This is a genomic window from Gallaecimonas mangrovi (assembly GCF_003367375.1).
Lineage (GTDB): Bacteria > Pseudomonadota > Gammaproteobacteria > Enterobacterales > Gallaecimonadaceae > Gallaecimonas > Gallaecimonas mangrovi.
Genome location: NZ_CP031416.1, coordinates 3007412 through 3031377, shown reverse-complemented (window position 1 = coordinate 3031377; position 23966 = coordinate 3007412). Strand labels below are relative to the sequence as shown.

Genomic DNA, 23966 nt, shown 5'->3' with positions numbered 1-23966 from the left:
TTTAAAGGTGGGGGATGGCAACACCCTACCGGTTTCACCGAGCCAGAAAAAGTGAGCTAGCCACTAAGCACTATCAAAAATATTTTGATAATCAGGCGTTGATTGCTGTTTTGTCGGTGGCTTTGTGCTGCATAGCCACCTGTTGTGCTAGCTGCGATACCGGCATCGGTTTGCCAAATAACCAACCTTGGCCGTAGTGCACGCCAAGTTTTTTTAGCGCTTGGCACTGGGCTTGGTTTTCAACGCCTTCGGCTACCACCCGCACCCCAAGCTGGCGGGCAATGCTGATGATGTGGGGAATAAGGGAAGAGCGAATGCTGTTTTCTTCCATATCCATAACAAAGCTGCGGTCGATTTTGATGAGGTCAGAATCGATTTTCATCAGTTGGCCCAAATTGGCATAACCGGTACCAAAGTCGTCAATGGCAATACCAAGGCCCATCTGCCGTAAATAGCGCAAATTGGCTTGGGCCTGGGCTTGGTCAATGTACTCGCTTTCGGTGATCTCCAACACCAGCATAAAACGGCTTTGGTTAAACAGCGGCAGGCGGGCAAGGGCTTTAATGGTGTCGGCGTCAATTAAGGTGTGGGGGAAGATATTAAAGCTGACCCGAAAACCTTTCGCTAATGCCGTTTCATTCTCCAGGGCCGGTAGCACCGTATTAAACATGGCCAGGGTAAAGTCGGGAGCCATGCCCAGCTCTCTAACCACCTCGATAAACTGATCCGGGGCCAGGCTGCCATATTGGTCGCGAAAACGGGCCAGTACTTCGGCGCCAATGATGTTGTCTGATTGCAGGTCAACAATGGGCTGTAGCTGCCAATAAAAAGCTTTGTTTTTAAGGCCCTGGCGGATTCGGTATGGCACCGACTTTTGGCGTTTTCTGATGATGTTAAGCGCCATTAGAGCCGCGGTGGCGGCAATAAGACTGACAATAAAGGCCACCATTAGCAAGGTGCTGTTACGGGCGATAACAGCGGCAAAGGGCTGGCGTACCACAATGCAGTAATTGGGGTAACGGCTGGAACAGTCACTAAACAAGGTGGCAGAGCTCAGCAAACTGTGTGGGTGTTGTACGCTCTGTTCAAACAGATGGGGATTGCCAGCCAGCGTCACCGGCGCCTTATTCGCCGCCGGCGTATACAGCAGTTGCCACTGATTTTGCTGGGTGAGGGTATTGGCCAGAATGGCTTTTAGTTCCAAGACAAAGTTGTAGTCGCCAATTTTGACTATCAGCGCATAGTGCGGCGTTTTGTGTTTAAAAAGAATAATGCGCGAATGTAGCCAGAAGGCACGGTGCTGGGCATCAACGTAATCAGGGGCCGCTATCTTAATCGGCTTACTTAATTCCCCGGTACTGGTGGCGCAGGCCAATTTATTATCAATAAAAAAGCCAATGTCTTTCATGTAGGAGGCATCAAACAGGGCCCGTTGCATATCGCGCAGGTTATTAATATCGCAACTGTCTCTGTGCAGGCTAATTAAACTGTCGGCGACGGCGTTGACCTCACTAAACACCTCGTCAAATTTGTCTAATGCCCTTTGCCCCGCTTGCTGATGTTCATGTCTTGCCCCGGCCAAAATAAAGAGGCAGAACAGGGTGAAAAACAGCAGTGCCGTTAATACTGCCAGCAGGGCTGATATTAGCGGAGCGGTAGGATTTAGCCTTAACCTCATGTCGACATCCTTGTGCTTCGCGCCTCACCAATGAAAGTGCCAGCTGCTGCCGACACTAAAACCACCATATCCTTTTAAATCCGGTCTGACCAGCGTGGTTGTAGGCATCCTGTTTCATTGAGCAGTTTTGTCTGCTTTTTTCGCGTTAAAGCGGTTTTTAGCTGCGGTAAAGCGTTATAAAAAAGGCCACCTTGCGGTGGCCTTTGCTTATGTTTTTTTACTGTTTGACGAGGGTGCGGGTGTCCTTTTTAAAAATGGCGTCAGCTTTACCGATGGCTTTTTCCATCGATGGGCTGGGCGCTGTGCTTGCCACCTTTGCTTGTTTCGCCTTGGGGTTTTGCACCAATTTGCTGAGGCTAAAGGCGTTCAGCATCGCCTGGGCCTGGCCTGCAGACAGCGCAAAGTATTGCGGCCGCAAAGACGATTTCAAGATGTAACCGCCTTTAGGCTCTTTAGCTAATTGGTAGCTAACGGTGCTGCCATCGGTGCGGGTTACCTTCAAGCTAAGCACCGGCTTATCAAGGCCATAGTCAGGCTTGGCTTTATCCCCCAGCTGCACGCCGGTGCGAAGATAGGCAATTTGGTTAATGGCGGTTTGGGCCGCGTCTTTATTCACCACATCACCTTTGGGCATTGGGCTTAGCTGCCAGTTAAAGACCTTGGTCATCGAAGCATCCGACCCTTTCGGCGCTGTTACTTGATGCTGGGTTAAGGTCAGTTTACCGGTACTGATGCTGGCGATTTTATCGCCGTCGATACTCAGTAAACGGTGGTTTTGCCAATGGGATTTATCCACCGCTAACTGGTAGCTGGGTAAATCAACCAGGTAGATATTGGCTTGGCCTTTTAAGCGAACATGGGCCTGGTGCATGGAGGCTGAGGTGCCCACAAACACCGTGGCCAATATGTTGTTGCCGTGCTTGAGTACCAGCTTTTTCTCAAAGTCGTTGGCGGCCACTTTAAAGCGTTTGGCGGCGTCATTATTGTCGGCCACCGCGCCGGTGTGGTTAAGGGCCAACAGATTATTGAGCAGGTTATGTACCTGGTTGTTATCGGCCGGGAAGTTATTACTGCCCGGCAGTAACCAATCGCTGCCTTTTTTAGCCAGGGTTACCGATTTTTGTGGGTTGCTAAGCACAATCTCGGTGACATCAGCAGGCTTTAAGGCCAAAAGCGTTTTACTGGCTTCACCGGCCTGTAGCCCTTTGTGGCCCAAGTTGAGGCCCAGCGCCAGCAGCAATTGCACTACCAGCAGGGCGCTTAATACATAAAGAGGTTTGCGCATCACTGTTACACCTTTGCCAAAATCTGTTGATAACGAAGTTGGTCACGGCGGCGGCTTTGACGGCGCCACAGCCACACCAACAACAGGCCAATTACCACCAAGCCATAGTTCAGGTATTCCCAAAACTCCTGCTGCTTAACCGGCATGCCGTCGAGGGTGCGAGCCAGGTGGGTTCGGCCCCGCAGTGACAGCAATGCTGGGTCTTCCAAAGACCAGTCGATGCTGTTTTGCACAAAGTCAAAAGGCTTGGTGTAAAGGGTGTTAATGCCTTGAGAGATAAGCTGCACTGCGGTGTCGCTGGCAAAACCATTACTGGCCACCACTATCAGCCTTGCCGAATCCGGCGAATGGTTGATAACGCCACCAATGCCTGGTTGCTGCGCGGCTTTAGGATTTTTGCCCTTGGCCGTTTCGGCGGCTTTGGCATCGTCGTTGGCGGTTAACGGTGAGTCTTTACCTTTAAAGAACGAGGTAAAGCGGCCCGTTTCAGCCACCGCCAGGGTTCTTGGTTTGGGGGTGCCATCAATACGAAAACCGGTATTGGGGTTTTCCCGAAAGTTGGGGATCATATTAAGGCTGGTTGAGGTCCAACTGCCGGAGGAGCTTTTTAGCAGTTCACTGACCTGACGGCCCTTGGTTTTACTGTTATCAAGGTCAATGGGCGACGCCCAGTTCAGGGTTAGCTGATTTAGCGAAGCGGTAACCGGGTTGTGCTCGGCAAGACCCTTGGCACGTAGATCGGGGAAATACGGGTAGGGCAACATTTGCATCTGCCGAAGCATCACACCGCCTACATTGCGCTCTGTGGGTAAGGGCAGGGCGGCATTTTGTGGGTCCAGCACCATATTGTGTTCAATCTTAATGCCTTGGCTGGCAAGCCAGGCTTCAAGACCGCTGGTGTTGGGGTGGGCCGTTAAGGTGCGGCTGATATCCACCTGATAAGGGGATGTGGCCACCATCACCGAACCGCCGCGCATCAGGAACTGGTCTATGGCAAAAACGGCTTTGTTGTCCAAGTGCGCTGGTGCCATCACCAACAAGAAGTCGGCATTTTGTGGCACCTGGCCACTGGCCAGATTGGCGTTTTCCACTTGCATGTTTTTGCTTAGCACTTGGCGCAGCTCGTTATAGCTGTTGCCGCCTCGCTGCATGTAGCCATGCTCGGGGGCTGCCAACGCTACCGTTTTCATAAAGCCCGGAGCCAGGCGTTGTAGTGCCGAGGTTATGGACTTTTTAAGGGCCGCTTCCCCCAGCTTGTGGGGCAGTGGCACCTGTACGGTGTTGTCGCCGCTTTGCAGTGTCATGTAAAACCAAAATGGCCGGCGGCGGGTTAGGCCCATGACTTGTGGCGTAAAGCCGAACTGTTTGTGCAGTTGCTCCGCCAGTTTGCCGCCATCGGCCTCTGGGTTTTGGAAGTCGGCGCTGAGTTTGCCCGCGGCGCTTTCCTTGAGGTCTTGAAGCACCTTGTCCAGCTGGTGGCGCAATGCCTGCATTTGTGGCGGCAAGGTGCTGTTAGCCGAAATATAGCCATGGAAGGTCACCGGGCCTTTAATGGCCGCAAAGGGACTACCGCCGTTTTGCCACTTGTTCATGACCCGGCGAATGGCGCTGGTAATGGCATATTCGGGGTTTTTCAGCGCCACATCGATATGGTCGCCACGGCCTTTGACTTCAATGAGGTCCTTGTAACCCAGCACTTTGTACTGGTCGCCATAAGACACCACGATATTAAAGTAAGAGCTCATTACCCCTGCCGAATATTTGCTGGCAGTTTCAAAGGATATGGGTTGAATACCGTAGCGAGACGCGGCCTGTTGGGCGGCTTTTTGGTCTTTTTGCGGGTCGACAAACTCCACCCGGACTTTGTTGTTGGAATCTTCGGCGTATTCGGCCAGCAGATCTTTGATTTGCGGCACCAAGGGTTCCAGCAATGGGTGGGTTTTTGAGGAAAAATAACCGCGAATGACCAAGGGTTGCTGCAAGCGGTTGAGGTAATGCTTGGACGCGGCCGACAAGGTGTATTGCTGGCCCTGGGTCATGTCGATGCGGGCCCAGCTAATGGGGGCCAGCCACAGGTTGGCGGCGATAAGGTTAACAACCACCAGCGCCGTTAGCCTGCGCCAGCCTTGGTGCACCTTGGTACTGGGGTTTCCTGCCCAGCGCAGCCGTTGCAGGCGCAATAAGTTAAGGGCCAGGAATATGCCCACCAGCGACAGGTAGTAGTACAGATCGCGCAGATCAAGCACGCCGCGGGTAATAGAGTCAAAGCGTGAACCGGTGCCAATATCGCGCAGCACATCGCCAGTTTCATAACCAAAAAGATTGGTTAAGCCGGGGCTACCAATCAGGTAAAACACACCGCACAGCAGCACCGTTAAAATCAGCGCCACAATGGCGTTGTCGGTGCGTGAGCTCATATAAAGGCCAATGGCGATATAGGCGGCAGCCAAGAACAAGGAGGCCACATAGCCGCCGATAACCGGGCCCCAATCCAGCGGCCCGATAAAAGACACTGTTATGGGCAGTGGCAGTGTCAGCAGCAACGCCAGCGCCACCAGCCCCAGCACAGCCAGGAACTTGCCGAAAATAAGATGTAAAGGTTTTACCGGGCTGGTCAGTAACGATTCTAAGGTGCCGGCGCGCTGCTCTTCTGACCAGCTGCGCATGGTGAGGGCGGCAACCAAAAAAATCATCAATACCGGCATCCATTTAAATAGCGGCCTGACATCGGCGATATTGCGGGCAAAGAAGCCTTCAACCCAAAACACCACAAACAGGCAGACCGCCAAAAAGGCCCCTAAAAACAAAAAGGCCGCCGGGGATGCAAAAAATCCACGAAATTCCTTACGGGCTATTTGCCATTGCTCAGCCATTGGCAACCTCCCCATTCACTTCGGCAAAAACCGTTTCTAAATCGCGGCGCAGGGGCTGCAAGGCATAAAGCTGGTGCCCGGCTGTAACCAGGGCCGAGGCCACTTTCGGGGCGGTGTCGGCAGGGGTGTCCAGCCGATACTGGTAGTGGCCGTTACTGAGCTCTGTTCGTTCCAGCACCGTTAGCGCGGGCAAAGCGGTTAGGGTTTGCTCGGCATGGCTGTCGAGCTCAACCATTAAGCCTTTGGCCTGTTGCAGGGCGTCGAGCCGTGAATCCACGACCAGCTGGCCACGGCGCATAATGAGCACCCGTTCACACACTGCCTGGACTTCTTGCATGATGTGCGTGGACACAATCACGGTAGCGGTTTCGGCCAGCTCGGCAATAAGGTGCCGCATGTGCTGAATTTGTGTTGGATCAAGGCCGTTGGTGGGCTCATCAAGGATGATAATGTCAGGGTTATGCAAGAGCGCTTGGGCTACCCCAACCCGCTGGCGATAACCTCGTGACAGTGTCTGAATTGAGGCTACGGCCTTTTCTTTCAGGGCGGTGCGGCGGATCGCCGAAGCCACCGCATCCGCCCGTTCATGTTCCGGCACACCGTGCAGGCCCGCCTGGTAAACAAGGTAATCAATAACGCGCATCTCAGGCCATACCGGGCAGTTCTCTGGCAGGTAGCCGATGCGTTTTTGAATGGCGCGGGTATCTTGGCCGATGCTTAAGTTGTCGACATCAATACTGCCAGCAGTTGGCTCAAGAAAGCCGGTGATCATTTTCATGATGGTGGTTTTACCGGCGCCGTTGTGGCCGAGTAATCCCACCACTTCACCGCGTGGAATGTGGAAGCTGACGTTATCCACCGCCGTTAGCTCGCCATATCGGCGAGTCAGGTTTTCAACCTGGATCATGGTGTTCTCCGAAATTTAAATGCAAAACGCCACTGACTGCGATGCCAAATAGCAGCCATTCGAAAAATGGAAAAAGGAAATGCTTAACGCGTGTCGAAAATAACCGCGTTCGCTTGGCGCATAAGTCGGCGTATTAAGTAGTGCAATGCTAAGGCAACATTTTTATTTAGCGTGCCTAGTATCATCGTTCACTCCCTCTACAGCTGAGTCTCGGATGTGGTTGGTTATTACCGAAAATTGCAGACTGGGTACGTTATAAAAAGTTCCGGACTTTCTAATGTGCTTTAAATGGATGCAACGCTGAAGGGGCGGAATTCCGGTTTGTGCTACCGGTGTAATATGGCGGTTATTAATTAAGTTGTTGATATTTAATGGTTTGGTTTTATTGCTGTTGGTTAAGGCCTGGAAAGGCTCTTGGCATTATTGATTGTTAGTGTTTACTATCATTTTTAGTTATTAAATTTAGTGTTTAATGTTTTCGTGCTAATAAAGTGCACGGTGTTTTAACGAAAATTTCAAGCACTGTTCTATCTACTTTTAATAACTGTTTTTTTTAATATCACAAGGCAGTGAAATTTTTAATGTTACTGAGTGATAATTAAATTCAAGGCGATATTTTCTCCGGCGTTTTATCTCGCGCTGCTGCTAGTAATAAAACCTGCCTGCAAGTACCGAAAAATCACATTTTTAATAAAATGTATTAGCTGTTACCCTTTTGTTTATTGCGCGGCTTTATCACGCGGCAAGATTATCTACGACTTTAGTATAATTCATATATATCAATCGCTTCTGTGCGGGTCGCTTTTTCAAAAAGATGTTATCTTTTTCCCGTTTGGGGGCGGTTAACGTTTAAGTTCTTTTTACGTTAGTCGTTATAGGGAAAGCAGCTTGCGCTAAAAAATAGAGGCATAAAATGAGCAACCTGACCCGATGGATGGATAACTTATCGGTAGCAGCCAAATTGGGCTGCGGGTTTGGTGTCGTACTCGTATTGACCTTAATTGTGACTGTTGCCGGTACCCTCGGTTTGAACTCGGTACTGGCTCGCAGTGACAAAGTGGCTATCGGGGGCGACATAAACAATATGACCTTGAAAGCCGAGATCTTTCGCCGCGATTACCTGATAAGCGGCGACGCATCTTTCGCCACCGAGTTCGAAACCACCGTAAAAGCGCTTAGGGCATTAGTGAGCGATAAGCTCTCGCTGTTTGTGACTGCCAATGACATTCAGCGCCTGAAGAAAATTCAATCTATTACTGGCCAATACCAGCAAGACTTTTCCCGCTTTGTCGACCTTTCCAACAACAAAGCCGAGATCCGCAAAAGCTGGGTTAAAATTGGTAATGTCATGGTTGGGAAAGTCACCCAACTGAATGACAGCTTGGGCCAAATGGCACAAGTCATGGCCGATGAAGCCGTGGTTAATAACGCCCTAATCGCTTCAAACATCAACCAGCAAGTGGCGATGCTGCGCTATTACATGCGCGGTTACATTGTTGATGGCAGCGCCAAAAACCTTGATGCCGCCAACAAAACCATGGCCGGTATCCAAAAGTTGGCCGACAGCCTCAATATCGGTGGTGGCGACAAAGACACCCTTAGCGAAGCCCTTAAAGCCCTGGCGGGTTATCGCGACCACGTGCAAAAGCTCAATAGCGTGGTGGATTCCATGGAGCAGCTAAATAGCAGCATGACCGATGAGGCCAAAGCCTTGACCGCGCAGGTGAATGACTTAATGGCCGGGCAGTCGCGCAAACAGGAAGCCGACGGCGAGAGTTCTATTGGCTTGCTGCTGGGAGCCTCGGTATGCGCCATAGTGCTTGGCATTATTGCCGCCTTGGTGATTGCCCGGCAGATAGTGGTGCCGTTGCGGCGCACGGTAGCGGTAGCCAAAGTGATTGCTGATGGTGACTTGAGCACCGATATTCATAGCAACCGTAAAGACGAATTGGGCGAGCTGCTGGCGGCAATGTCACACATGAACAGCACCTTGCGCGATGTAATGGGCAAAATCTCCGGCAGTGTTGAGCAAATCGCCAGTTCATCAGAGCAGCTGTCAGCGGTGGCTGAGCAAAACAGCGCTGGCATGCAGCGCCAGCGCGCCGAAACCGACCAAGTAGCAACCGCTATTAATCAAATGACCGCCACCGTGCAAGAAGTGGCGCGTAACGCCGAGCTGGCGGCTGTGGCGGCCAGCGAGGCCGACCACACCACCGCTGAGGGTGCCAAGGTGATTGAAAAAGCCGTCAATCAAATTGAAACCCTATCGGTTGAAATTGCCTCAACCGCCGAGGCGATGGAAAACCTAAAAGCCGACAGCGATAGCATCGGCACTGTGCTGGACGTCATTAAAGCGGTCGCCGAGCAAACTAACCTGTTGGCGCTAAACGCTGCCATTGAAGCGGCGCGGGCTGGTGAAGCTGGCCGTGGTTTCGCGGTGGTTGCCGATGAAGTAAGGGGCCTTGCCAAACGCACTCAGGAATCGACCGAAGAAATCGAAAGCCTTATTGCCAATTTGCAGCACGGCACCCAAGAATCGGTGCAGAAAATGGAGCGTAGCCGCTCGCTTACCGATGAGTCGGTTGCCTTGGCGCAGCAATCTGGCGGTGCGCTGACGGAAATAGCCAATGCGGTGTCGCGCATTCAAGACATGAACCACCAAATTGCAACGGCCGCCGAAGAGCAAAGCACCGTGGCAGAAGACATTAACCAAAGCGTGGTGCGGGTGCGGGAAATTGCCGAGCAAGCGGCGGAAGCCTCGGAGGAAACCGCTAACGCAACCGAGGGTCTGGCGAGCCTTGGCACCGAGCTACAAGGTTTGGTGGGGCGTTTCAAGGTGTAACGAAAAAGCCGCTCACAGAGCGGCTTTTTTAATGGTTAGGCGGTGCGGCCTCTGCGGTGCACCCCTTCGGCAATTTCTTCGACCATTTTACGGTTAAAGGCCGGAATATCGTCCGGGCTGCGGCTGGTTACCAAGCCCTGGTCCGTCACCACTTCCCGGTCTTCCCAGCGGGCACCGCTGTTTTTTAAATCGGTTTTAATGGCAGGATAAGAGGTTAAGGTGCGCCCTTGCAGGGCGCCGGTTTCCACCAGCAACTGCGGGCCATGGCAAATGGCCGCGACCGGTTTGCCGGTTTCAAAAAAGTGGGTGGCAAAACGTACCGCTCGCTCATCGCTGCGCAGGGTATCGGGGCTCATCACGCCACCGGGTACGACTAAGGCATCGTAGTCTTCGGCTTTGCCGTCATTAAGGCAGTAAGAGACCTCGAACTCATCCCCCCAATGGTCATGTTGCCAGCCTTTTACCTTGCCGGGCTCTGGGGCGATGACATTGATCTCAGCGCCCGCCTTTCTCAGCGCCTCAACCGGGGCGGTAAATTCAATTTGTTCAAAACCATCGGCGACCAGTACGGCGACTTTGCGATTGCTCAGGTTAGCCATTGTTCACTCCTGGGTTACTGCGAATGTAGTCAGACCGTCGCAAGGGCTGTGCCAATCTGTATTTTCTTTTTTTTCAGCAAGTTATTTTATTGGTGATGGCTAATTTATGGCGGTTTTACAGGGTGCAATAAAAATTTTGGATACTGGGTTTTTAACCAGTAAACTAATGGTGCCTTGATTTGGAGAGCTGCTTTGCCCCACGGTTTTTTATTGTCTCGCCATCACCGCGACCTGCGCGGCCAAACTGAAATTCATCTCTGGCTCAGCACCGCTGACGGCCCGGCCAAACTGGTGGTGGCAGGTGAACAGCCGGTATTGATGGTTGAAAGCCAGCATCAGCAAAAAGCGCAGCAGCTGTTGGGCGCTTTGTTGGCCGAAGCTAAAGCGCTGGGGTTTCAAACCTTTGGCCGTAAAAGCGTGGTGATGCTGTACTTTAAAACCCTCGAAGCCCACAAACAGGGCCAGGCACTACTGACCAGTAACGGCATCGAGGTACTGGAAGCCGATATTAAACTCTCAGACCGCTACCTGATGGAGCGATTTGCCCGGGGCGGCATTGCCTTTGACGGCGTATGTGAAGCCAAAGCGGGCTTTAATGAATGGCAGCAAGTGCGCATTAAAGGCGCCGATTATCAGCCGGCGCTGCGGGTGCTGAGCCTCGACCTAGAATGTTCGGCCAAGGGCGAGCTATTTTCGGCGGGGCTGTACGGCCATGGTGTGGCCAAGGTGATCATGGTCGGCAGCCCCGAAGCGGCAGAGGTTGATATCGACTGGGTGGCTAACGAGAAGGCCTTGCTACAACGGTTGGAAGCCGAGGTCACGGCGCTGGACCCGGACATTATCATTGGCTGGTCGATGGTGGCTTTTGATTTACGGCTGCTGGCCAAAAGGGCCGAGCGCCACGGCATGACACTGCGTCTTGGCCGCGGCGGCGAGGCGCTTTGGGCTCGTGAATCAACCGGTGACGGCCAGGCGTTTGCGTCGCTGCCGGGGCGAGTGGCCATCGACGGCATCGATGCCTTAAAAATTGCCACCTATAACTTTGACAGCTTTAGCCTGGAATTTGTCGCCCAGGCGCTGCTGGGCCGGGGTAAGAAAACCGACGATGTGGATAACCGCCTAGCCGAAATAGAGCATGACTTTCGGTTTAACAAACCCAAACTGGCGGCTTATAACTTGGAAGACTGCGTGCTGGTGTGGGATATCTTTGCCAAGACCCGCTTGCTTGATTTTCTGACGCTTCGCAGCCAGCTAACCGGCCTTGAACTCGACCGCGCCGGTGGCTCGGTTGCCGCCTTTACCAACCTTTATTTGCCTAAGCTGCATCGCGCCGGCTTTGTTGCCCCCAATTTGCCCTTGGGTGGCGGTTTGGCAAGCCCCGGCGGCTACGTGATGGAGTCAAAACCGGGGCTTTATAAAAACGTGCTGGTGCTGGATTTTAAAAGCCTTTACCCCAGCATTATCCGCACCTTCAAAATTGACCCTCTGGGGCTGATTGAAGGGTTAACCGAAGCCGATGCCATTCCAGGCTTTCGCGAGGCGAAATTTTCCCGCTACAAGCACTTTTTACCCGACATTATCACCGAGCTTTGGCAAGCCAGGGACGAGGCGAAAAGGCAAAAAGACGCGCCGCGCTCCCAGGCCATTAAAATTTTAATGAATTCCTTTTACGGCGTTCTTGGCTCCGGTGGCTGCCGTTTTTACGATACGCGCCTTGCCAGCTCTATTACCCTGCGCGGCCATAGCATCATGCAGCAAACCGCCAAATGGGTAGAAGAAAAAGGCCACCAAGTGATTTACGGCGACACCGACTCCACTTTTGTCTTGCTGGACCAAGCCCTGAGTGCCAGTGAGGCCGATGCCATTGGCCAGCAACTGGCGGCAGACATCAACCAGCGCTGGCAGCAAACCCTGCGTGATGACTTTAACCTTGAATGCCATTTAGAGCTGGAATATGAAACCCACTACCAGCGCTTTTTAATGCCCACTATCCGCGGCTCGGAAGCAGGCTCTAAAAAGCGTTATGCCGGCCTTAAAAGCAATGGTGAAATGGTGTTTAAAGGCCTTGAAACTGTGCGCACCGACTGGACGCCCCTTGCCAAGCAGTTTCAAACCGAGCTTTATCGGCTGGTGTTTGCAGATAAAAACCCCAGCGACTTTATTCGCCAGACGGTCGAAGACACCCTGGCCGGTAAGCGCGATAGCGACCTGGTTTATAAAAAGCGCTTACGGCGTAAGCTCGACCAGTACGTTAAGAATGTGCCGCCCCACGTGCGGGCCGCGCGCCTGGCTGACGAGCACAATAAAAAGGCGGGGAAAACCTTGAAATACCAGGGTAAGGGCAGCATCAGCTACCTTATCACCCTCAGCGGCCCTGAACCCTTGGAATACCAGCAAAGCCCCATCGACTACCAGCACTATATCGACCGGCAGCTGCAACCGGTGGCCGAAGCGATACTGCCCTTTATCAACCTGGAATTTGAGCAGCTGATTGGCGGCCAAATGGGGCTTTTTTAGCGCTAATAAGTGCGGATAAAAGTGATGTCGGGTTTAAAGCCTTGTAAGTGCTCTTTGAGCGCTTGCTGGTAGGCCGGGTCAAATTTTAGGGCAATTTCCTGGCCCTGGTGGTAGTGGCCGGGCAGGTAAAAGTAGCTTTTACCCAGCATCACCATGTCAATATCAGCAAGGGGTGCCCGCTTGTTGCCCACCCACAAATGTTCGCCGTCGACGCGCACATAACGCCTGGGGTCGGCGCGTTTGATACTCATCAGCAGTAGCGCAGCTGCCACGGCCGGCAGCACATCAAACAGGGTTAGGTCGCGGCCGCTGATAAGGTTCCAGGCTAAAAGTGCCAGGCATATCACCAGTAGCGGAAGCCAAATGCGTTGCCAGCGGTACTTCAAAAACGACTGAGTTGCCATTTCGTCTTCCTCCGGGGTTTAACGCGCAGTAAATCCTGGTGCCCAAAGCCTGACTGCAGCCGCCAATAAATCATTGCCGACAGCAACAGGTTATACACCGTTAGCCATAACGGCAGCCAGTGCTGCTGACTGCCGAAATACAAAAACAGCGTTAACGGCGGCATGAGCAGTAGCAGGGTTTTGGCATCACTTTGCCAGCGAGCAGAGCCGGAACCTTGTGCGGTCCAAAGCATGGTTAGCTGCACCAAGGTGTTCAAACTCAAGGTAAAAATGAGGGCAATGCTGGTGGCCATTAAAGGCATTGCCGCCAGGGCTGACCAAAGGCTAATTAACACCGTAATGATAAGGCTGCTGATCAACCAGTCGCGCTTGATGAGTGGCTTTATAAAAGCACTTAATTGTTCCCGGCCACCGGGCAAACGTAACCACAAGCAGCGTAACCGCAGCACCATGGAACGGCGTGGCCTATGGGCAAGCGGAAGTGAAGGCAACAAAAAAGCCAGCAGCGAATCTTTTACCAAGGCCTGCCAGCTGCCGGGTAACAGCAGTGATAGCATCGAAAGACACAAAAAGGGCAGCGAACAAAGCAGCAGGGTAAAAACCACAATGCTGCCGTTAAGGCTACTGCCTTCAGGTAACAGCAATTGGTAGCCGGGGCGGCCACGGCTCAGAAAAGATGGCAAGCTTAATGGCCGCTTTTTTATGGGGCATAAACGTTGCTGTGGCTGGGCGGCCAGCATCCATAGCCAAGCGGTAAGACTTAACACCAAAAGGACTAACCAATATTGCTGGGCGAAATGCTGCCAAAGCGATTGCGACATGGCATGAGGCAATTGATAGGCAAACACCAACAGCACGCTATAGCGGCTGCCATAGAGCCACTGGCTAAGCAGCAAGGTGGCTGTGACGGCGGCAAAGATGCCAGTCACCAAACCCGGGCTTTGGCTAAACGGCAATACGGCGAGTGCTGCCAGTACGGCGATGGCAAAAAGCGCCGCCAGTGCTTTTAAACGGCCAAAAGGCAGCAACATAAAGCGGCTTTTTTGTAAGAGCTGGCGGTACTGAAAGCCGGCAAATAGTACGGGAATGAAAAAAAGCAGCATCAAAGCCAGAGGGGCCAGCTTATCGGCACTGGCAAAATTCAGAGTTGATACTGCCCATAGTGCCAGCACCGGTAAGTACAACCAGCGCAGCCAAGGATAAGGGGCGAAATAAAGCACTAATAGCGCCATGAATCCTTTCATCTTAGCGAGCTCCTTGTGTGGTTAGGCGCAGCTTGCTGTTAAGCCAGTTTTGCTGGGCAAAGGCGTTTTTAAAAAGCTGCTGCCCAACGAGCAGATAAGCCAGTAGCAAGGCGGCTAGCAGAGCAAAATGCCGATGATAGTTACTGAAATACAGCAAGGTGACCACCGGCAGTAGTAGCCTCACTACCGCCGCCGACACACTGAGTGATCGCGGCAAACGGCTGGCGGTATTGATTGCTGCGCTGTGATACTGAAAGCCAAAGCCTGCCAGGCAAAATAACGCCGTGCTGGCGAGAAGTTGCTGCCATTGCTCTGGGTCGCCAGCGACCACAAGCAAAGTTGCCGCCATAAAGACGGCTGCAGTGACGGCAAAGCGCTGAATAAGGTGGCGGTTAAGCACTTGTAAGAGGGCATTGCGGTCGCCAGGGTTTTTTAACCACAGCCGGCGGCTGCGAGCGATGGTGGCCCTTCTAATAAAGGTCAGTAAGGTAAATTGCAGCACCAGCGCCTGTAACCAAAGGTGAGAATGGGGTTGGCGAACACTTAGCTGCAGCTGCGGCAAGTAAAAACCGAGCGGGATTAAGACCTGGGAAAAGACCCCGACTAACGGTGCCGGTTGACCGGTTAGTAAGGTGCCAGTGGCATTTAAATGGGCGTTTTTGGGAGCCGTGTTGACGCGGCTTTTCCCTATTGCGACAGTGCGCCGCTGGCCCTTTTTCCGGCTAGCCAATATCAGCGCACTCCAGGTGAGTATCAGTAGCGGCAGTGTTAGGTGCATCGGGGCAAGCCATTGCTGCAACAGTTGCAGGTTCGCTGCCGGTTGCATCCAAATAGGCGCGGCACATCCATAGGCAATGGCAGTGCCCAAGCGAAAGGTACAAAGCCATTGGTAACCGGCAAAAAACACCGAAAAGAACAGCCAGCTAGTGGTAAGGCTCAGCTGCGGTAAGGCCCAGCAGCAGGCTAGGGCGAGCACCAAAGCAATAATGCCAAGGGCGGCTATGGCGATGTGGCGGCCATGGGGCAATAACAGGTATTGATGGCTGCAGATAAAGCGGCGGTAGTTTATCGGTGCGCTAAAAAAGGGCAGAGCGGCAAAGATATACAGCGCCCACAGCGGCTGGCCAAGATGCCATTGCCAGTTAACTAGCGCCATCAGCAACCCGGCAGCACTGAGCCAGTAACCAAAGCGATACCCCGACCAGAACCGTATTGTGGTGGTAAGTAGCGCTTTCATTGGCAAAGCTCGATGAACAGATCTTCAAGGCCAAGATGTAAGGCGCCCGCACCGTTAAAACCGCGCACAATTTTGCTGCCATCAGCGTGCTCGCAAACCAGCTCTACACCGGCAATATCAGCTTTCGGGCCAACTTTTACGATACTGTCTTTAAGACTGTCGAGGGGTTCGTCCAGTAGCAGCTTTTTATCTTTTAACAGCCAAATCCGGCCGGCAATGCGCTCTACGTCAGAGACAATGTGCGTTGAAAACAGCACCGTGCAGTTAAGGTCGCTGATAAGCTCAATCAAGGTTTGCAAAAATTGCCGCCGGGCCAGCGGGTCAAGGCTGGCCACCGGTTCGTCAAGCAGCAACAGCGCTGGCTGATGGCCGATAGCCGCCAAAATCGACAGCTTCTGGCGCTGGCCCAGCGATAACTGCGATGCCCTTTTATTCAGCGGCACCTGCCAGCTGTTGGCTAAATCGGCTATCCATTCGCCATGCCAGTTGGCATAAAAGCTGGCGATAAGGTCAAGGTTTTGCTGGCCGGTGAGGGCGTCCAGTAACTCATCTTGCTGCGGTACAAAGCCGATACGGCTTTTGCAGTTGGCGCTCATGCGTTCGGCGCTTTCACCAAACACCAAGCTTTGGCCTTGGCTTGGCAGGGCAAAGCCAAGCAAGGTTTCAAGCAAGGTCGTTTTACCGGCACCATTGAGGCCCAAAAGGCCTATTACCTCTCCTGAATGCACTTCGGTGGTTAAGCTGTCCAATATTGTTTGGCGGCCAAAGGCCTGGCTTAGCTGCTCAAGTTTAATCACCTGACTTGTCATGGTACTGCTCCAATCCTTGTTTGAGGGCATCGACAATTTGCGCGTCACTGAGGCTTAGCTGACGGGCACTTTGCACCAATAACGCAATGGGCTCGGCCAACAGCTGCAATGGGTCTGTTAGCTGCGGCTGGCGGGCGACTGTCATCGGCTTACCGCGCTGGCGCGCCAGCAAGCCGTCTGCTTCCAATTGGCTGTAGGCCTTGGAAATGGTCATGGGGTTAATGGCGTGGCGCTGCGCTAACTCGCGCACCGACGGCAAGGTGTCGCCTGGGTTTAGCTGGCCACCGGCGATTAACCGTTTTATTTGCTCAACCAATTGCCGGTAAAGCGGGGTGCTGGCTGAGGTGTCAAAGGCAAACAATGGGATACTCCATATTTGTGTATCGCTACACTAATACACTTGGGGTAAAGGAACAATCAGCGATGATGAAAATGTGAGCTAGGTAAAAAGGACAAAAAAACACCGGGCTTAAGGGCCCGGTGTTTTAGGGGTTAGTGGTGGCCGTTGTCATGGTGGGAAGACTGGTGGCCATTGTCGAAATGATCAGGGCCGCCGCCGTGACCACCGCCGCCGCCATGGCCGCCGAACGGCGGGAATAACATACAACCACCCAGGCTGAAACTGGCCAGAATAACGATTGCTAAGGTTTTTAATTTCATACAGTTACCACGCTAAGACTGGGTCACAATAATAACAGTTGACCCTGAAAACCCGGTGAATACGAGCAACTTAACCGTTTTTTACGATGGAGTTTGCCTTCTTTACACACCGAACCGACTGATATTGAGCCGCTATGGCTGCCATCAAGAGTGATGCAGTGATAGCCAGTCAATGGCTTGCACGTCACCTTGTTTAGCAGCCTTTAGCACCCAATAATGGGCTTTAGTGCCGCTGGCGGGCAGCAGCATAGCTAATTCAAATTGGGCTTTGGCATAGCCTTGGCTGGCGGCTTTTTGATACCAGCTTTGGGCGGCAGTTAAGTCTTTTTTCACGCCTTTACCTAAGCGGTAGAGTTGCGCCAGGTCGAACTGGGACTGGGCGTCGCCCTGCTTGGCCGCCTGGGTATACCAGTAGGCGGCTTGGGGCAGATTTAAAGCGGTTTCATGGCCGCGTTCCATCAGCAGTGCTAACCGGCGCTGGGCGGCGAGTAGGCCTTGTTTGGCGGCCTTATGGTAATAGGAAACGGCAAGCTTGATATCTAAACGGGTGCCTAGCCCCAACTCATGTAAGTAGCCAATCACAAACTGGCCCATGGCATTGTTGGCATCGGCAGCGCGCTTTGCCCAAAATGCCGCCTGACTGTAATCGGGCACACCGCTGCCATGGGGTTTAAGAAGCTGCTGCGCTTTGGTGGCTTGCGCTTGGGGGGAGGCTTTTTCCAGGGCGCATTGTGCGTCTAGCCATTGCTGGTGTGTTGCCAAATAGGCTTTGGCATCATCGCTACCTTGTGTGGCTGCTTGCTCGAGTAACTGGCGGGCCTGACTAAATTGATAGTCGGCCAGGGCTTGTTGGTAGTTACTGGCAGTAATAGGAACTTGCTTATCTGCCGCGGTGGGGACGTGGGTGGCGCAGCCACTCAGTGCCAGGAGCGACACCAGGGCTAGCGAAGTGAACAGGTTGCAAGGCTTCATGGTTTTGACTTTTTTATTGGACCTTTCCAATAAAAACGACCCTGCTGCCAGCTTCCTTGAGGCCCGGTGAGTACTTACTTCTAACTTGATGTTTAGCCTAAAAAAACAGCGCCCGAAGGCGCCATTTTTTTATCGCATCTCGGCAATGCCTTGGGCCTTTAGGTAGTCGTCATAACTGCCCAGGTAGTCATTAATGCCGGTCGGCGTTACTTCAATGATGCGGGTGGCCAAAGAGCTGACAAACTGGCGGTCGTGGGAGACGAACAGCAAGGTGCCCTTGTAGTGCTCCAGCGCCAGGTTCAGGGCCTCGATGGACTCCATATCCATGTGGTTGGTGGGCTCATCCATCAGCAGAATGTTGGGTTTGTGCATCATCAGCTTGCCAATGAGCATCCGCCCTTGTTCACCACCGGACAGCACCTTGACCTTCTTTTTAATTTCGTTTTGGCTAAACAGCATGCGGCCAAGGGCTGCGCGCAAGGTTTGCTCGTCATCGCCCGGTTGTTGCCATTGTGCCATCCAGTCCATCAGGTTCATGTCCATGGCAAAATCGTCGGCATGGTCCTGGGCATAAAGGCCAATATTGGCGTTTTCTGACCATTTAATGCTGCCGTTTTTCGGCTCCATCATGCCGGCCAGCGTATTGAGCAGCGTTGATTTACCGACACCGTTAGCGCCGATAATGGCGATGCGCTCGCCCACTTCGACGTTGAGCTTAAAGCCGTTAAACAGCAGTTGGTCGTCGTAGCCTTGGGCCAGATCCGCTACTTCCAGAGCTTGGCGATAAAGCTGCTTTTCCTGCTCAAAGCGAATAAAGGGGCTTTGCCGCGAAGAGGGTTTAACTTCTTCGAGCTGGATTTTGTCAATTAGCTTGGCGCGGCTGGTGGCCTGCTTGGCCTTGGAGGCGTTAGCAGAGAAGCGGCTAACAAACTGCTGCAGTTCGGCAATTTGCGCTTTTTTCTTGGCGTTATCGGCCAAGAGGCGATCACGTACTTGGGTGGCAGCGGTCATGTATTCGTCGTAGTTGCCGGGATACAAGCGCAGCTCACCGTAATCCATGTCCGCCATGTGGGTGCACACTTCATTCAGAAAATGGCGGTCGTGGGAAATGATGATCATGGTGGAGTTGCGCTCTTGCAGCACCCCTTCAAGCCAGCGGATAGTATGGATGTCCAAGTTGTTGGTTGGTTCGTCCAGCAACATGACATCGGGGTTTGAAAACAGTACCTGCGCCAGCAAAACCCGCACTTTGAGGCCGGGGGCAACGGCGGCCATGGGGCCAAAGTGCTGTTCAAGGGGGATGCCCAAACCCAGCAGCAGTTCACCGGCGCGGGCTTCAGCGCTATAGCCGTCCATTTCGGCAAACTGCACTTCCAGATCGGCGACCTTCATGCCGTCTTCTTCGCTCATTTCCGGCAGGCTGTAGATGCGGTCGCGCTCGGACTTGATGGCCCAAAGCTCGGCATGGCCCATCACCACGGTGTCGACCACCGAATATTCCTCAAAGGCGAATTGATCCTGGCCTAATTTGGCCATGCGGGTATGGGGCTCTAAGGAGACGTTACCGGCGCTGGGTTCTAGCTCCCCGGTCAAAATTTTCATGAAGGTGGATTTACCACAGCCATTGGCACCGATCAGGCCATAGCGGTTGCCTTCACCAAACTTAACCGAGATGTTTTCGAAAAGCGGCTTGTCGCCGAACTGCATGGTGATATTGGCGGTGCTCAGCACTGTGATGTCCCCTTGGTTGATAAGGGGCGCCAGCCTACTGGCTTTGCGTATCAGGAGCAATGGCCTGTTGGAAATATCGCCATAAAAAAGGTGCCGAGCGGCACCTTTTTCAGCGGGTGGCTCTTAAGGTAAAGAGCCCTTCGTTGGTGACAGCTGCCCGCGCCGGGTTGTCTTCTTTTATTGGCAGTACGGTTTTGCATTCGGGGTAATGTTCACAAACCCAGAACGTCTTACCGGCGTGTTGGCCTTTGCTTACGGTGCGCTGGTGCATAACGGCGCCGCAAGTGGGGCAGGGTTGCTCTTGGCTTTCATGGCTACTGAGGTGCGGCACTATGATGTCAGCATCTTCTTTGCTGGCAACAAGTGACGGAATGCTGGCCTCTGTGGCATGCGGTGTTTCTGCTGGCGCCACGGTGGCCGGTTTTTTATCTTTACGCGGCGCCGCGGGCTCTGGCCGCCGGCCTTGCATGGCTTTTTCTATTTGGCCGCGAATGTCGATGGCTTGGGTGTTGCTGTCCAGTTTAACCAGCACCAGCGGCAGCAAAATGTCTTGGCAAATGCTGGCCAAGAACTTGTCGCGCTTGCGCCGGGCGCGGTTAGGCTTGCCTTCTGGCACCAATTCCAGCACCGCCATAACGGCGATGTCGTCCGGCCGACACAACACAAAATCGAGGCGCTTGGCGCAGATTTTTTCAAAGGCTTTTTTAAAGTCGCCGCCCTTAAAGCGGGGCTGCACGCCAATGACATCGGCCCAACGCACCTTGGCAAAGACGCGGTAATCACTGCCGCAAGCCTGGTCAAGCAGCTCCAGCAGCTGTAATTCGCGTTCATTTAACAGTGATTGGCGCTGGTAGGCATGCTTAAACCAATGCCGCCGCCAGAGGAAGAGAATAAAGGCCAGCAGCAGGAATACCGCGCCACCAATAATGAAGTAGTCGAGAAAGGGAAGTTCGTCGTTTAACTTAAGCATCAGGTTACACCACAGACAGTCCTTAGTGATGCTACAAGAGCCTGACTGTCAGTTTACTGATAGAAAACAACACCGACAGTCAGGCCGCGACGTTGTCGCGGCTAACAAAGCCCGGCACGAAATTTCTGCATCTGATCCAAAATCTGCAAGCGGATCCAATGGGGAAAATTTTGGGTTTGCACCAAGTAACGCTGGTTATCAGCGTAAATAAACCACGCCGGGGTGCGAATGCTGCCTACCGATTCAATGCGGGTTATGTCGGTGCGGGCTAACTGGATGCGACGACGACGATAGCGAATTTCCAGGTTGTCGTCATTGAAGGTCAGGCCATGAACCTTGGTGTCCATAAACCAGTTGAGCAGTAACACCGCTCCCAACACCGCTGCCAGTGACCATAACAAGCCGCGGCCGGTCATGTCTTCGATGTACTGAGTGCTATTGATGACGATAGCCGCAGCCACAATAATGACTGTTCCAACCGCTTGACCGTAAATCAATTTATCTGAGCCTTTAAAGGTGCGTATGGACATTGTCTTCTTCCCAGGTTGCCAAAAGGGCAACGTTTAAAAAATTCTCCGAGCATAGCGCCAGTGAATTTGTCCCTTGTTGGCGTTTGTGCCGGGTTCCTTGTTCTGGAACCGTCCTCAATCTATGCAAGCGGCACTTTATGAGGAGGTTCTTAAATTGGTCCCACAATGAAGTTCAAAAACTGAGCTGTCAATGGCCAAGCTTTTGTTTGCCAAAGGGGTTTTTCCTTATGTGGAAAAGGTCACGAACTTGTCAATCCAGTTCAAGATTAACGGAACTTCGGTTTTCACGAATTGATCCGCCGCAAATGCCTACATTTTTTTTCTTAACGTTGTGACCGTCGCCAAATCATAGCCGTGCTAGATAACGCTTTGATGAAGTGCGGCCTGAGCCGCGGCTGATAGCAGGTTTAAGGCCACTACCTAGGCTGTGCGAGGGACTTGAGGCAAGAAAAGCCCTTGGCGTTATGGCGTTGGGCATCAATAAACAGCATGTGGCGGCAGCCGGTGGTTTTAGTTGCGGGGTATTATTTATTTGATGGCATGCCGGCTTGACCAGCAATGCCGGCCCTTTTTCTTGCTGTCGTAAAGGGCGTCGTCGGCCATGGCCAGCAGCGGCTCTAGCCCCAATTGGTTACTCGATGCGACGCCAAGGCTGACACTGATGTTGACGCTCAGCAGCTCATCAATCACCACCGGTGAACCGGTTACCGCGTTTAATAGCCGCTGGGCTAGGCTTTCGGCTTCTGCTAAGGGGCAGGCGCCTAAAAACAGCACAAACTCGTCTCCGCCCAAGCGGATAACCAAGTCGTTCTCGCGCAGATTGTCGTTAAGGCGCTTAACCAGCTCCACCAGAACCACGTCGCCAGCATCATGGCCATATTGGTCGTTCACCGCTTTAAAAGCGTCTAAATCAACGGCAATAACCGTGCTTAATGCGCCATTTTGACTGCGGGCGACTACTTCTTCTGATAGCTGCTCGGTTAACAGTCGCCGGGTCCAGGCGCCGGTTAAAGAATCGGTCATGGCGCGGCGCTGGGCATCAGCCAGTTGGCCGGTGAGGGTGACCTTTTCCTGGGTCATGGCGCTAAGGCGAATTTCATTTTCTACCCAGGCCGCCAGGCTTTCCAGGGTTTCCATGTCCTCGTCATCAAACTGGCGCGGCTTTTTATCAATCAGGCACAGCGTTCCCAGTACCTGACCTTCAAAATAAATGGGGTAACCGGCGTAAAAGCGAATAAAGGGGGGGCCAATGACCAAGGGGTTGTCAAAAAAACGGGAGTCTTGGCTGGTGTCTTTAATCACCATGGGTGCCGCTCTTGCCACCACGTGGCCGCAAAAAGACGTTTGTCTGGGCAGTGCCAAATCGACCAAACCGCGGCGGGCCTTAAAGTGCTGCACATCGGCTGCGACTAACGAAATTAAGGTGACGGGAGTGCCAAAAAGCCGCGACGCTAATTTAACAATACGGTTTAAGCGGGGGTCATCAGTACCGTTAAGCAGGCCACTTCTTTCGAGGGATTCAAGGCGTTGAGTCTCATTAATGGGCACTGTTGGTGCCAGCATAGGCCACTCCCAAAAGCGATTATTTAGGTAGACAATAGTAGCTTGGGAAAGTGAGTGCCGGGTAATCCGCTTTCGGCCATACCCCAAACCAGCATCAGCAAGGGTAAGAATACCGCTAAATACCAAGCCGTGCCGACCATTAATCCCCAGCTGTCCATGGGTAATTGAGCACTGACTTTTTTCCTTTCGTCAAGCAAATCCCAAATGCCAAAGATAACCAATACTGCCAGCAGTGTAAGGCCAGCATACAGGCTCAGTAAAAAGCCGGCGCTTGAGCATACTAGTAAGCCGTAAAAGGCGGATTTTGACCGGCTTGACGCCACTGCCGCCTTGAGGACACGGCCGCCATCGAGGGGGTGAATTGGTAACAGGTTAAACAGATTTAAAAAGGCGCCTAAGGTGACGGTTGCGCCGAGCCAGGCGCTGCCTGTTAACTGGTAAGCGGCCCAGGCCAATAAGGTGCTGGCAAGGCCAAAGCTGGGGCCCGCCATGGCGACATAAAGCTCTTGCCACTGGGTTTTAAATTTTTCTGCCGGAACAGCGGCGCCGCCAACAAAAGGCACCAGATAAATGCCCTTAGTGGCAATGCCGAAGCGTTTCATGGCCAGCAGGTGGCCCCATTCGTGAATAACCAAAATGGCAATCAACACCAGCGCCAGTTTCCAGCTAAAAAGATAGCTATATGAAGCGAAACTGGCCCCCAACAGAGCGGCCTTAATGACGGTGGCGCTTTTGAGTAGTTTCAAACCTAAGGCCAGCCAACCCAAACCCTTGCCGTTACGGCTGCTTTGCTTCGGTGGTTTTTCGGGTTTGGGAAGGGGCTCGGCATCGGCGGGGTTGCCTTCAATCTCGCTTTCGCCGTTGGCAACGACCAGGCCATCGATGGTTAAGCGGTAGCTGGCAAGCTTGCGGTTCGGTTGCCAGTTGAGGTTGGCAGACCATTGTTTATTATCGACAGAAAAACGATGTTCCGAGTGTAATGATGAGGTACTGCATAAACTGACAGGGCTATCATTTACCGACAACTGCTCAATGCCCCGTAGCCGGGTCAGTGTCAGTGTGTAGCCTGAACAATAAATAGTTAACCGCATCGATTCATACTGTTGTTTAGATGAAAAACATGTTTACCTAAGGCTACGGAACAC

Annotated in this window: 19 protein-coding genes; 2 read left to right on the top strand and 17 right to left on the bottom strand. The window is 52.8% G+C overall.

Annotated elements, in window-relative coordinates; genetic code table 11:
- Positions 1 to 91 precede the first annotated feature (91 nt).
- From DW350_RS14470 to DW350_RS14455, 4 genes are all read right to left on the bottom strand, one after another.
- On the bottom strand, positions 92 to 1678 hold the full coding sequence (locus DW350_RS14470; RefSeq protein ID WP_115719613.1) for an EAL domain-containing protein: 1587 nt from the start codon (positions 1676 to 1678) through the stop codon (positions 92 to 94).
- 217 nt (positions 1679 to 1895) lie between these two features.
- Complete coding sequence (locus DW350_RS14465) at positions 1896 to 2963, bottom strand: DUF4340 domain-containing protein (protein WP_115719612.1); 1068 nt, start codon at positions 2961 to 2963, stop codon at positions 1896 to 1898.
- 5 nt (positions 2964 to 2968) lie between these two features.
- Positions 2969 to 5836, bottom strand: coding sequence for a Gldg family protein (locus tag DW350_RS14460; protein WP_115719611.1), 2868 nt, complete (start codon positions 5834 to 5836; stop codon positions 2969 to 2971).
- Positions 5829 to 6743: an ABC transporter ATP-binding protein gene (locus tag DW350_RS14455; protein ID WP_115719610.1), complete on the bottom strand. Its 915-nt coding sequence runs from the start codon at positions 6741 to 6743 to the stop codon at positions 5829 to 5831. Before DW350_RS14455 ends, DW350_RS14460 begins: the two co-directional genes overlap by 8 nt.
- Before the next feature lie 913 nt (positions 6744 to 7656).
- On the opposite strand from DW350_RS14455, the gene DW350_RS14450 reads away from it, so the two are divergent.
- Positions 7657 to 9585 (top strand): HAMP domain-containing methyl-accepting chemotaxis protein, encoded by a 1929-nt coding sequence (locus DW350_RS14450; protein WP_115719609.1) that lies wholly within the window; start codon positions 7657 to 7659, stop codon positions 9583 to 9585.
- Between the two features lie 35 nt (positions 9586 to 9620).
- Here DW350_RS14450 and DW350_RS14445 read toward each other — a convergent pair whose 3' ends face one another.
- Positions 9621 to 10184, bottom strand: a complete 564-nt coding sequence (locus DW350_RS14445) for a type 1 glutamine amidotransferase domain-containing protein (protein WP_115719608.1) — start codon at positions 10182 to 10184, stop codon at positions 9621 to 9623.
- A gap of 192 nt (positions 10185 to 10376) precedes the next feature.
- On the opposite strand from DW350_RS14445, the gene DW350_RS14440 reads away from it, so the two are divergent.
- Complete coding sequence (locus tag DW350_RS14440) at positions 10377 to 12701, top strand: DNA polymerase II (RefSeq protein ID WP_115719607.1); 2325 nt, start codon at positions 10377 to 10379, stop codon at positions 12699 to 12701.
- 2 nt (positions 12702 to 12703) lie between these two features.
- Here DW350_RS14440 and DW350_RS14435 read toward each other — a convergent pair whose 3' ends face one another.
- From DW350_RS14435 to DW350_RS14385, 12 genes are all read right to left on the bottom strand, one after another.
- Positions 12704 to 13105 (bottom strand): hypothetical protein, encoded by a 402-nt coding sequence (locus DW350_RS14435; RefSeq protein ID WP_115719606.1) that lies wholly within the window; start codon positions 13103 to 13105, stop codon positions 12704 to 12706.
- A complete protein-coding gene (locus DW350_RS14430; RefSeq protein WP_115719605.1) occupies positions 13084 to 14349 on the bottom strand; it encodes a hypothetical protein in 1266 nt (421 codons plus the stop codon). The genes DW350_RS14435 and DW350_RS14430 overlap by 22 nt, the downstream gene beginning before the upstream one ends.
- 1 nt (position 14350) lies before the next feature.
- Positions 14351 to 15586, bottom strand: coding sequence for a hypothetical protein (locus DW350_RS14425; RefSeq protein WP_115719604.1), 1236 nt, complete (start codon positions 15584 to 15586; stop codon positions 14351 to 14353).
- Positions 15583 to 16395, bottom strand: coding sequence for an ABC transporter ATP-binding protein (locus DW350_RS14420; RefSeq protein ID WP_192954694.1), 813 nt, complete (start codon positions 16393 to 16395; stop codon positions 15583 to 15585). The genes DW350_RS14425 and DW350_RS14420 overlap by 4 nt, the downstream gene beginning before the upstream one ends.
- The gene (locus tag DW350_RS14415) at positions 16376 to 16756 is read right to left on the bottom strand and encodes a GntR family transcriptional regulator (protein ID WP_115719602.1); all 381 of its coding nucleotides are present in this window, start codon (positions 16754 to 16756) and stop codon (positions 16376 to 16378) included. The genes DW350_RS14420 and DW350_RS14415 overlap by 20 nt, the downstream gene beginning before the upstream one ends.
- 131 nt (positions 16757 to 16887) lie before the next feature.
- Positions 16888 to 17055 carry a hypothetical protein gene (locus DW350_RS19545; protein ID WP_192954693.1) on the bottom strand — a complete coding sequence of 56 codons (168 nt, stop codon included), beginning with the start codon at positions 17053 to 17055 and terminating at the stop codon, positions 16888 to 16890.
- A gap of 144 nt (positions 17056 to 17199) precedes the next feature.
- Positions 17200 to 18027, bottom strand: a complete 828-nt coding sequence (locus DW350_RS14410) for a tetratricopeptide repeat protein (protein ID WP_152032987.1) — start codon at positions 18025 to 18027, stop codon at positions 17200 to 17202.
- 129 nt (positions 18028 to 18156) lie between these two features.
- The gene (locus tag DW350_RS14405; protein WP_419178354.1) at positions 18157 to 19734 is read right to left on the bottom strand and encodes an ABC-F family ATPase; all 1578 of its coding nucleotides are present in this window, start codon (positions 19732 to 19734) and stop codon (positions 18157 to 18159) included.
- A 133-nt stretch (positions 19735 to 19867) separates the two neighbouring features.
- A complete protein-coding gene (locus DW350_RS14400) occupies positions 19868 to 20728 on the bottom strand; it encodes a DUF2726 domain-containing protein (protein ID WP_115719599.1) in 861 nt (286 codons plus the stop codon).
- A 101-nt stretch (positions 20729 to 20829) separates the two neighbouring features.
- Entirely contained in the window at positions 20830 to 21258 is a 429-nt protein-coding gene (locus tag DW350_RS14395) for a hypothetical protein (protein WP_115719598.1), read from the bottom strand.
- 528 nt (positions 21259 to 21786) lie between these two features.
- Positions 21787 to 22821 carry a sensor domain-containing diguanylate cyclase gene (locus DW350_RS14390; RefSeq protein ID WP_115719597.1) on the bottom strand — a complete coding sequence of 345 codons (1035 nt, stop codon included), beginning with the start codon at positions 22819 to 22821 and terminating at the stop codon, positions 21787 to 21789.
- A gap of 23 nt (positions 22822 to 22844) precedes the next feature.
- On the bottom strand, positions 22845 to 23912 hold the full coding sequence (locus DW350_RS14385) for a metalloprotease (RefSeq protein ID WP_115719596.1): 1068 nt from the start codon (positions 23910 to 23912) through the stop codon (positions 22845 to 22847).
- Positions 23913 to 23966: the final 54 nt, after the last annotated feature.

What these genes read in the sequence shown, in the direction of transcription:
- DW350_RS14470 (WP_115719613.1), bottom strand. Translation starts at nt 1,678, where the DNA reads ATGAGGTTAAGGCTAAATCCTACCGCTCCGCTAATATCAGCCCTGCTG.
- DW350_RS14465 (WP_115719612.1), bottom strand. Translation starts at nt 2,963, where the DNA reads ATGCGCAAACCTCTTTATGTATTAAGCGCCCTGCTGGTAGTGCAATTG.
- DW350_RS14460 (WP_115719611.1), bottom strand. Translation starts at nt 5,836, where the DNA reads ATGGCTGAGCAATGGCAAATAGCCCGTAAGGAATTTCGTGGATTTTTT.
- DW350_RS14455 (WP_115719610.1), bottom strand. Translation starts at nt 6,743, where the DNA reads ATGATCCAGGTTGAAAACCTGACTCGCCGATATGGCGAGCTAACGGCG.
- DW350_RS14450 (WP_115719609.1), top strand. Translation starts at nt 7,657, where the DNA reads ATGAGCAACCTGACCCGATGGATGGATAACTTATCGGTAGCAGCCAAA.
- DW350_RS14445 (WP_115719608.1), bottom strand. Translation starts at nt 10,184, where the DNA reads ATGGCTAACCTGAGCAATCGCAAAGTCGCCGTACTGGTCGCCGATGGT.
- DW350_RS14435 (WP_115719606.1), bottom strand. Translation starts at nt 13,105, where the DNA reads ATGGCAACTCAGTCGTTTTTGAAGTACCGCTGGCAACGCATTTGGCTT.
- DW350_RS14430 (WP_115719605.1), bottom strand. Translation starts at nt 14,349, where the DNA reads ATGAAAGGATTCATGGCGCTATTAGTGCTTTATTTCGCCCCTTATCCT.
- DW350_RS14425 (WP_115719604.1), bottom strand. Translation starts at nt 15,586, where the DNA reads ATGAAAGCGCTACTTACCACCACAATACGGTTCTGGTCGGGGTATCGC.
- DW350_RS14420 (WP_192954694.1), bottom strand. Translation starts at nt 16,395, where the DNA reads ATGACAAGTCAGGTGATTAAACTTGAGCAGCTAAGCCAGGCCTTTGGC.
- DW350_RS19545 (WP_192954693.1), bottom strand. Translation starts at nt 17,055, where the DNA reads ATGAAATTAAAAACCTTAGCAATCGTTATTCTGGCCAGTTTCAGCCTG.
- DW350_RS14410 (WP_152032987.1), bottom strand. Translation starts at nt 18,027, where the DNA reads ATGAAGCCTTGCAACCTGTTCACTTCGCTAGCCCTGGTGTCGCTCCTG.
- DW350_RS14405 (WP_419178354.1), bottom strand. Translation starts at nt 19,734, where the DNA reads ATGCAGTTCGGCGACAAGCCGCTTTTCGAAAACATCTCGGTTAAGTTT.
- DW350_RS14400 (WP_115719599.1), bottom strand. Translation starts at nt 20,728, where the DNA reads ATGCTTAAGTTAAACGACGAACTTCCCTTTCTCGACTACTTCATTATT.
- DW350_RS14395 (WP_115719598.1), bottom strand. Translation starts at nt 21,258, where the DNA reads ATGTCCATACGCACCTTTAAAGGCTCAGATAAATTGATTTACGGTCAA.
- DW350_RS14390 (WP_115719597.1), bottom strand. Translation starts at nt 22,821, where the DNA reads ATGCTGGCACCAACAGTGCCCATTAATGAGACTCAACGCCTTGAATCC.
- DW350_RS14385 (WP_115719596.1), bottom strand. Translation starts at nt 23,912, where the DNA reads ATGCGGTTAACTATTTATTGTTCAGGCTACACACTGACACTGACCCGG.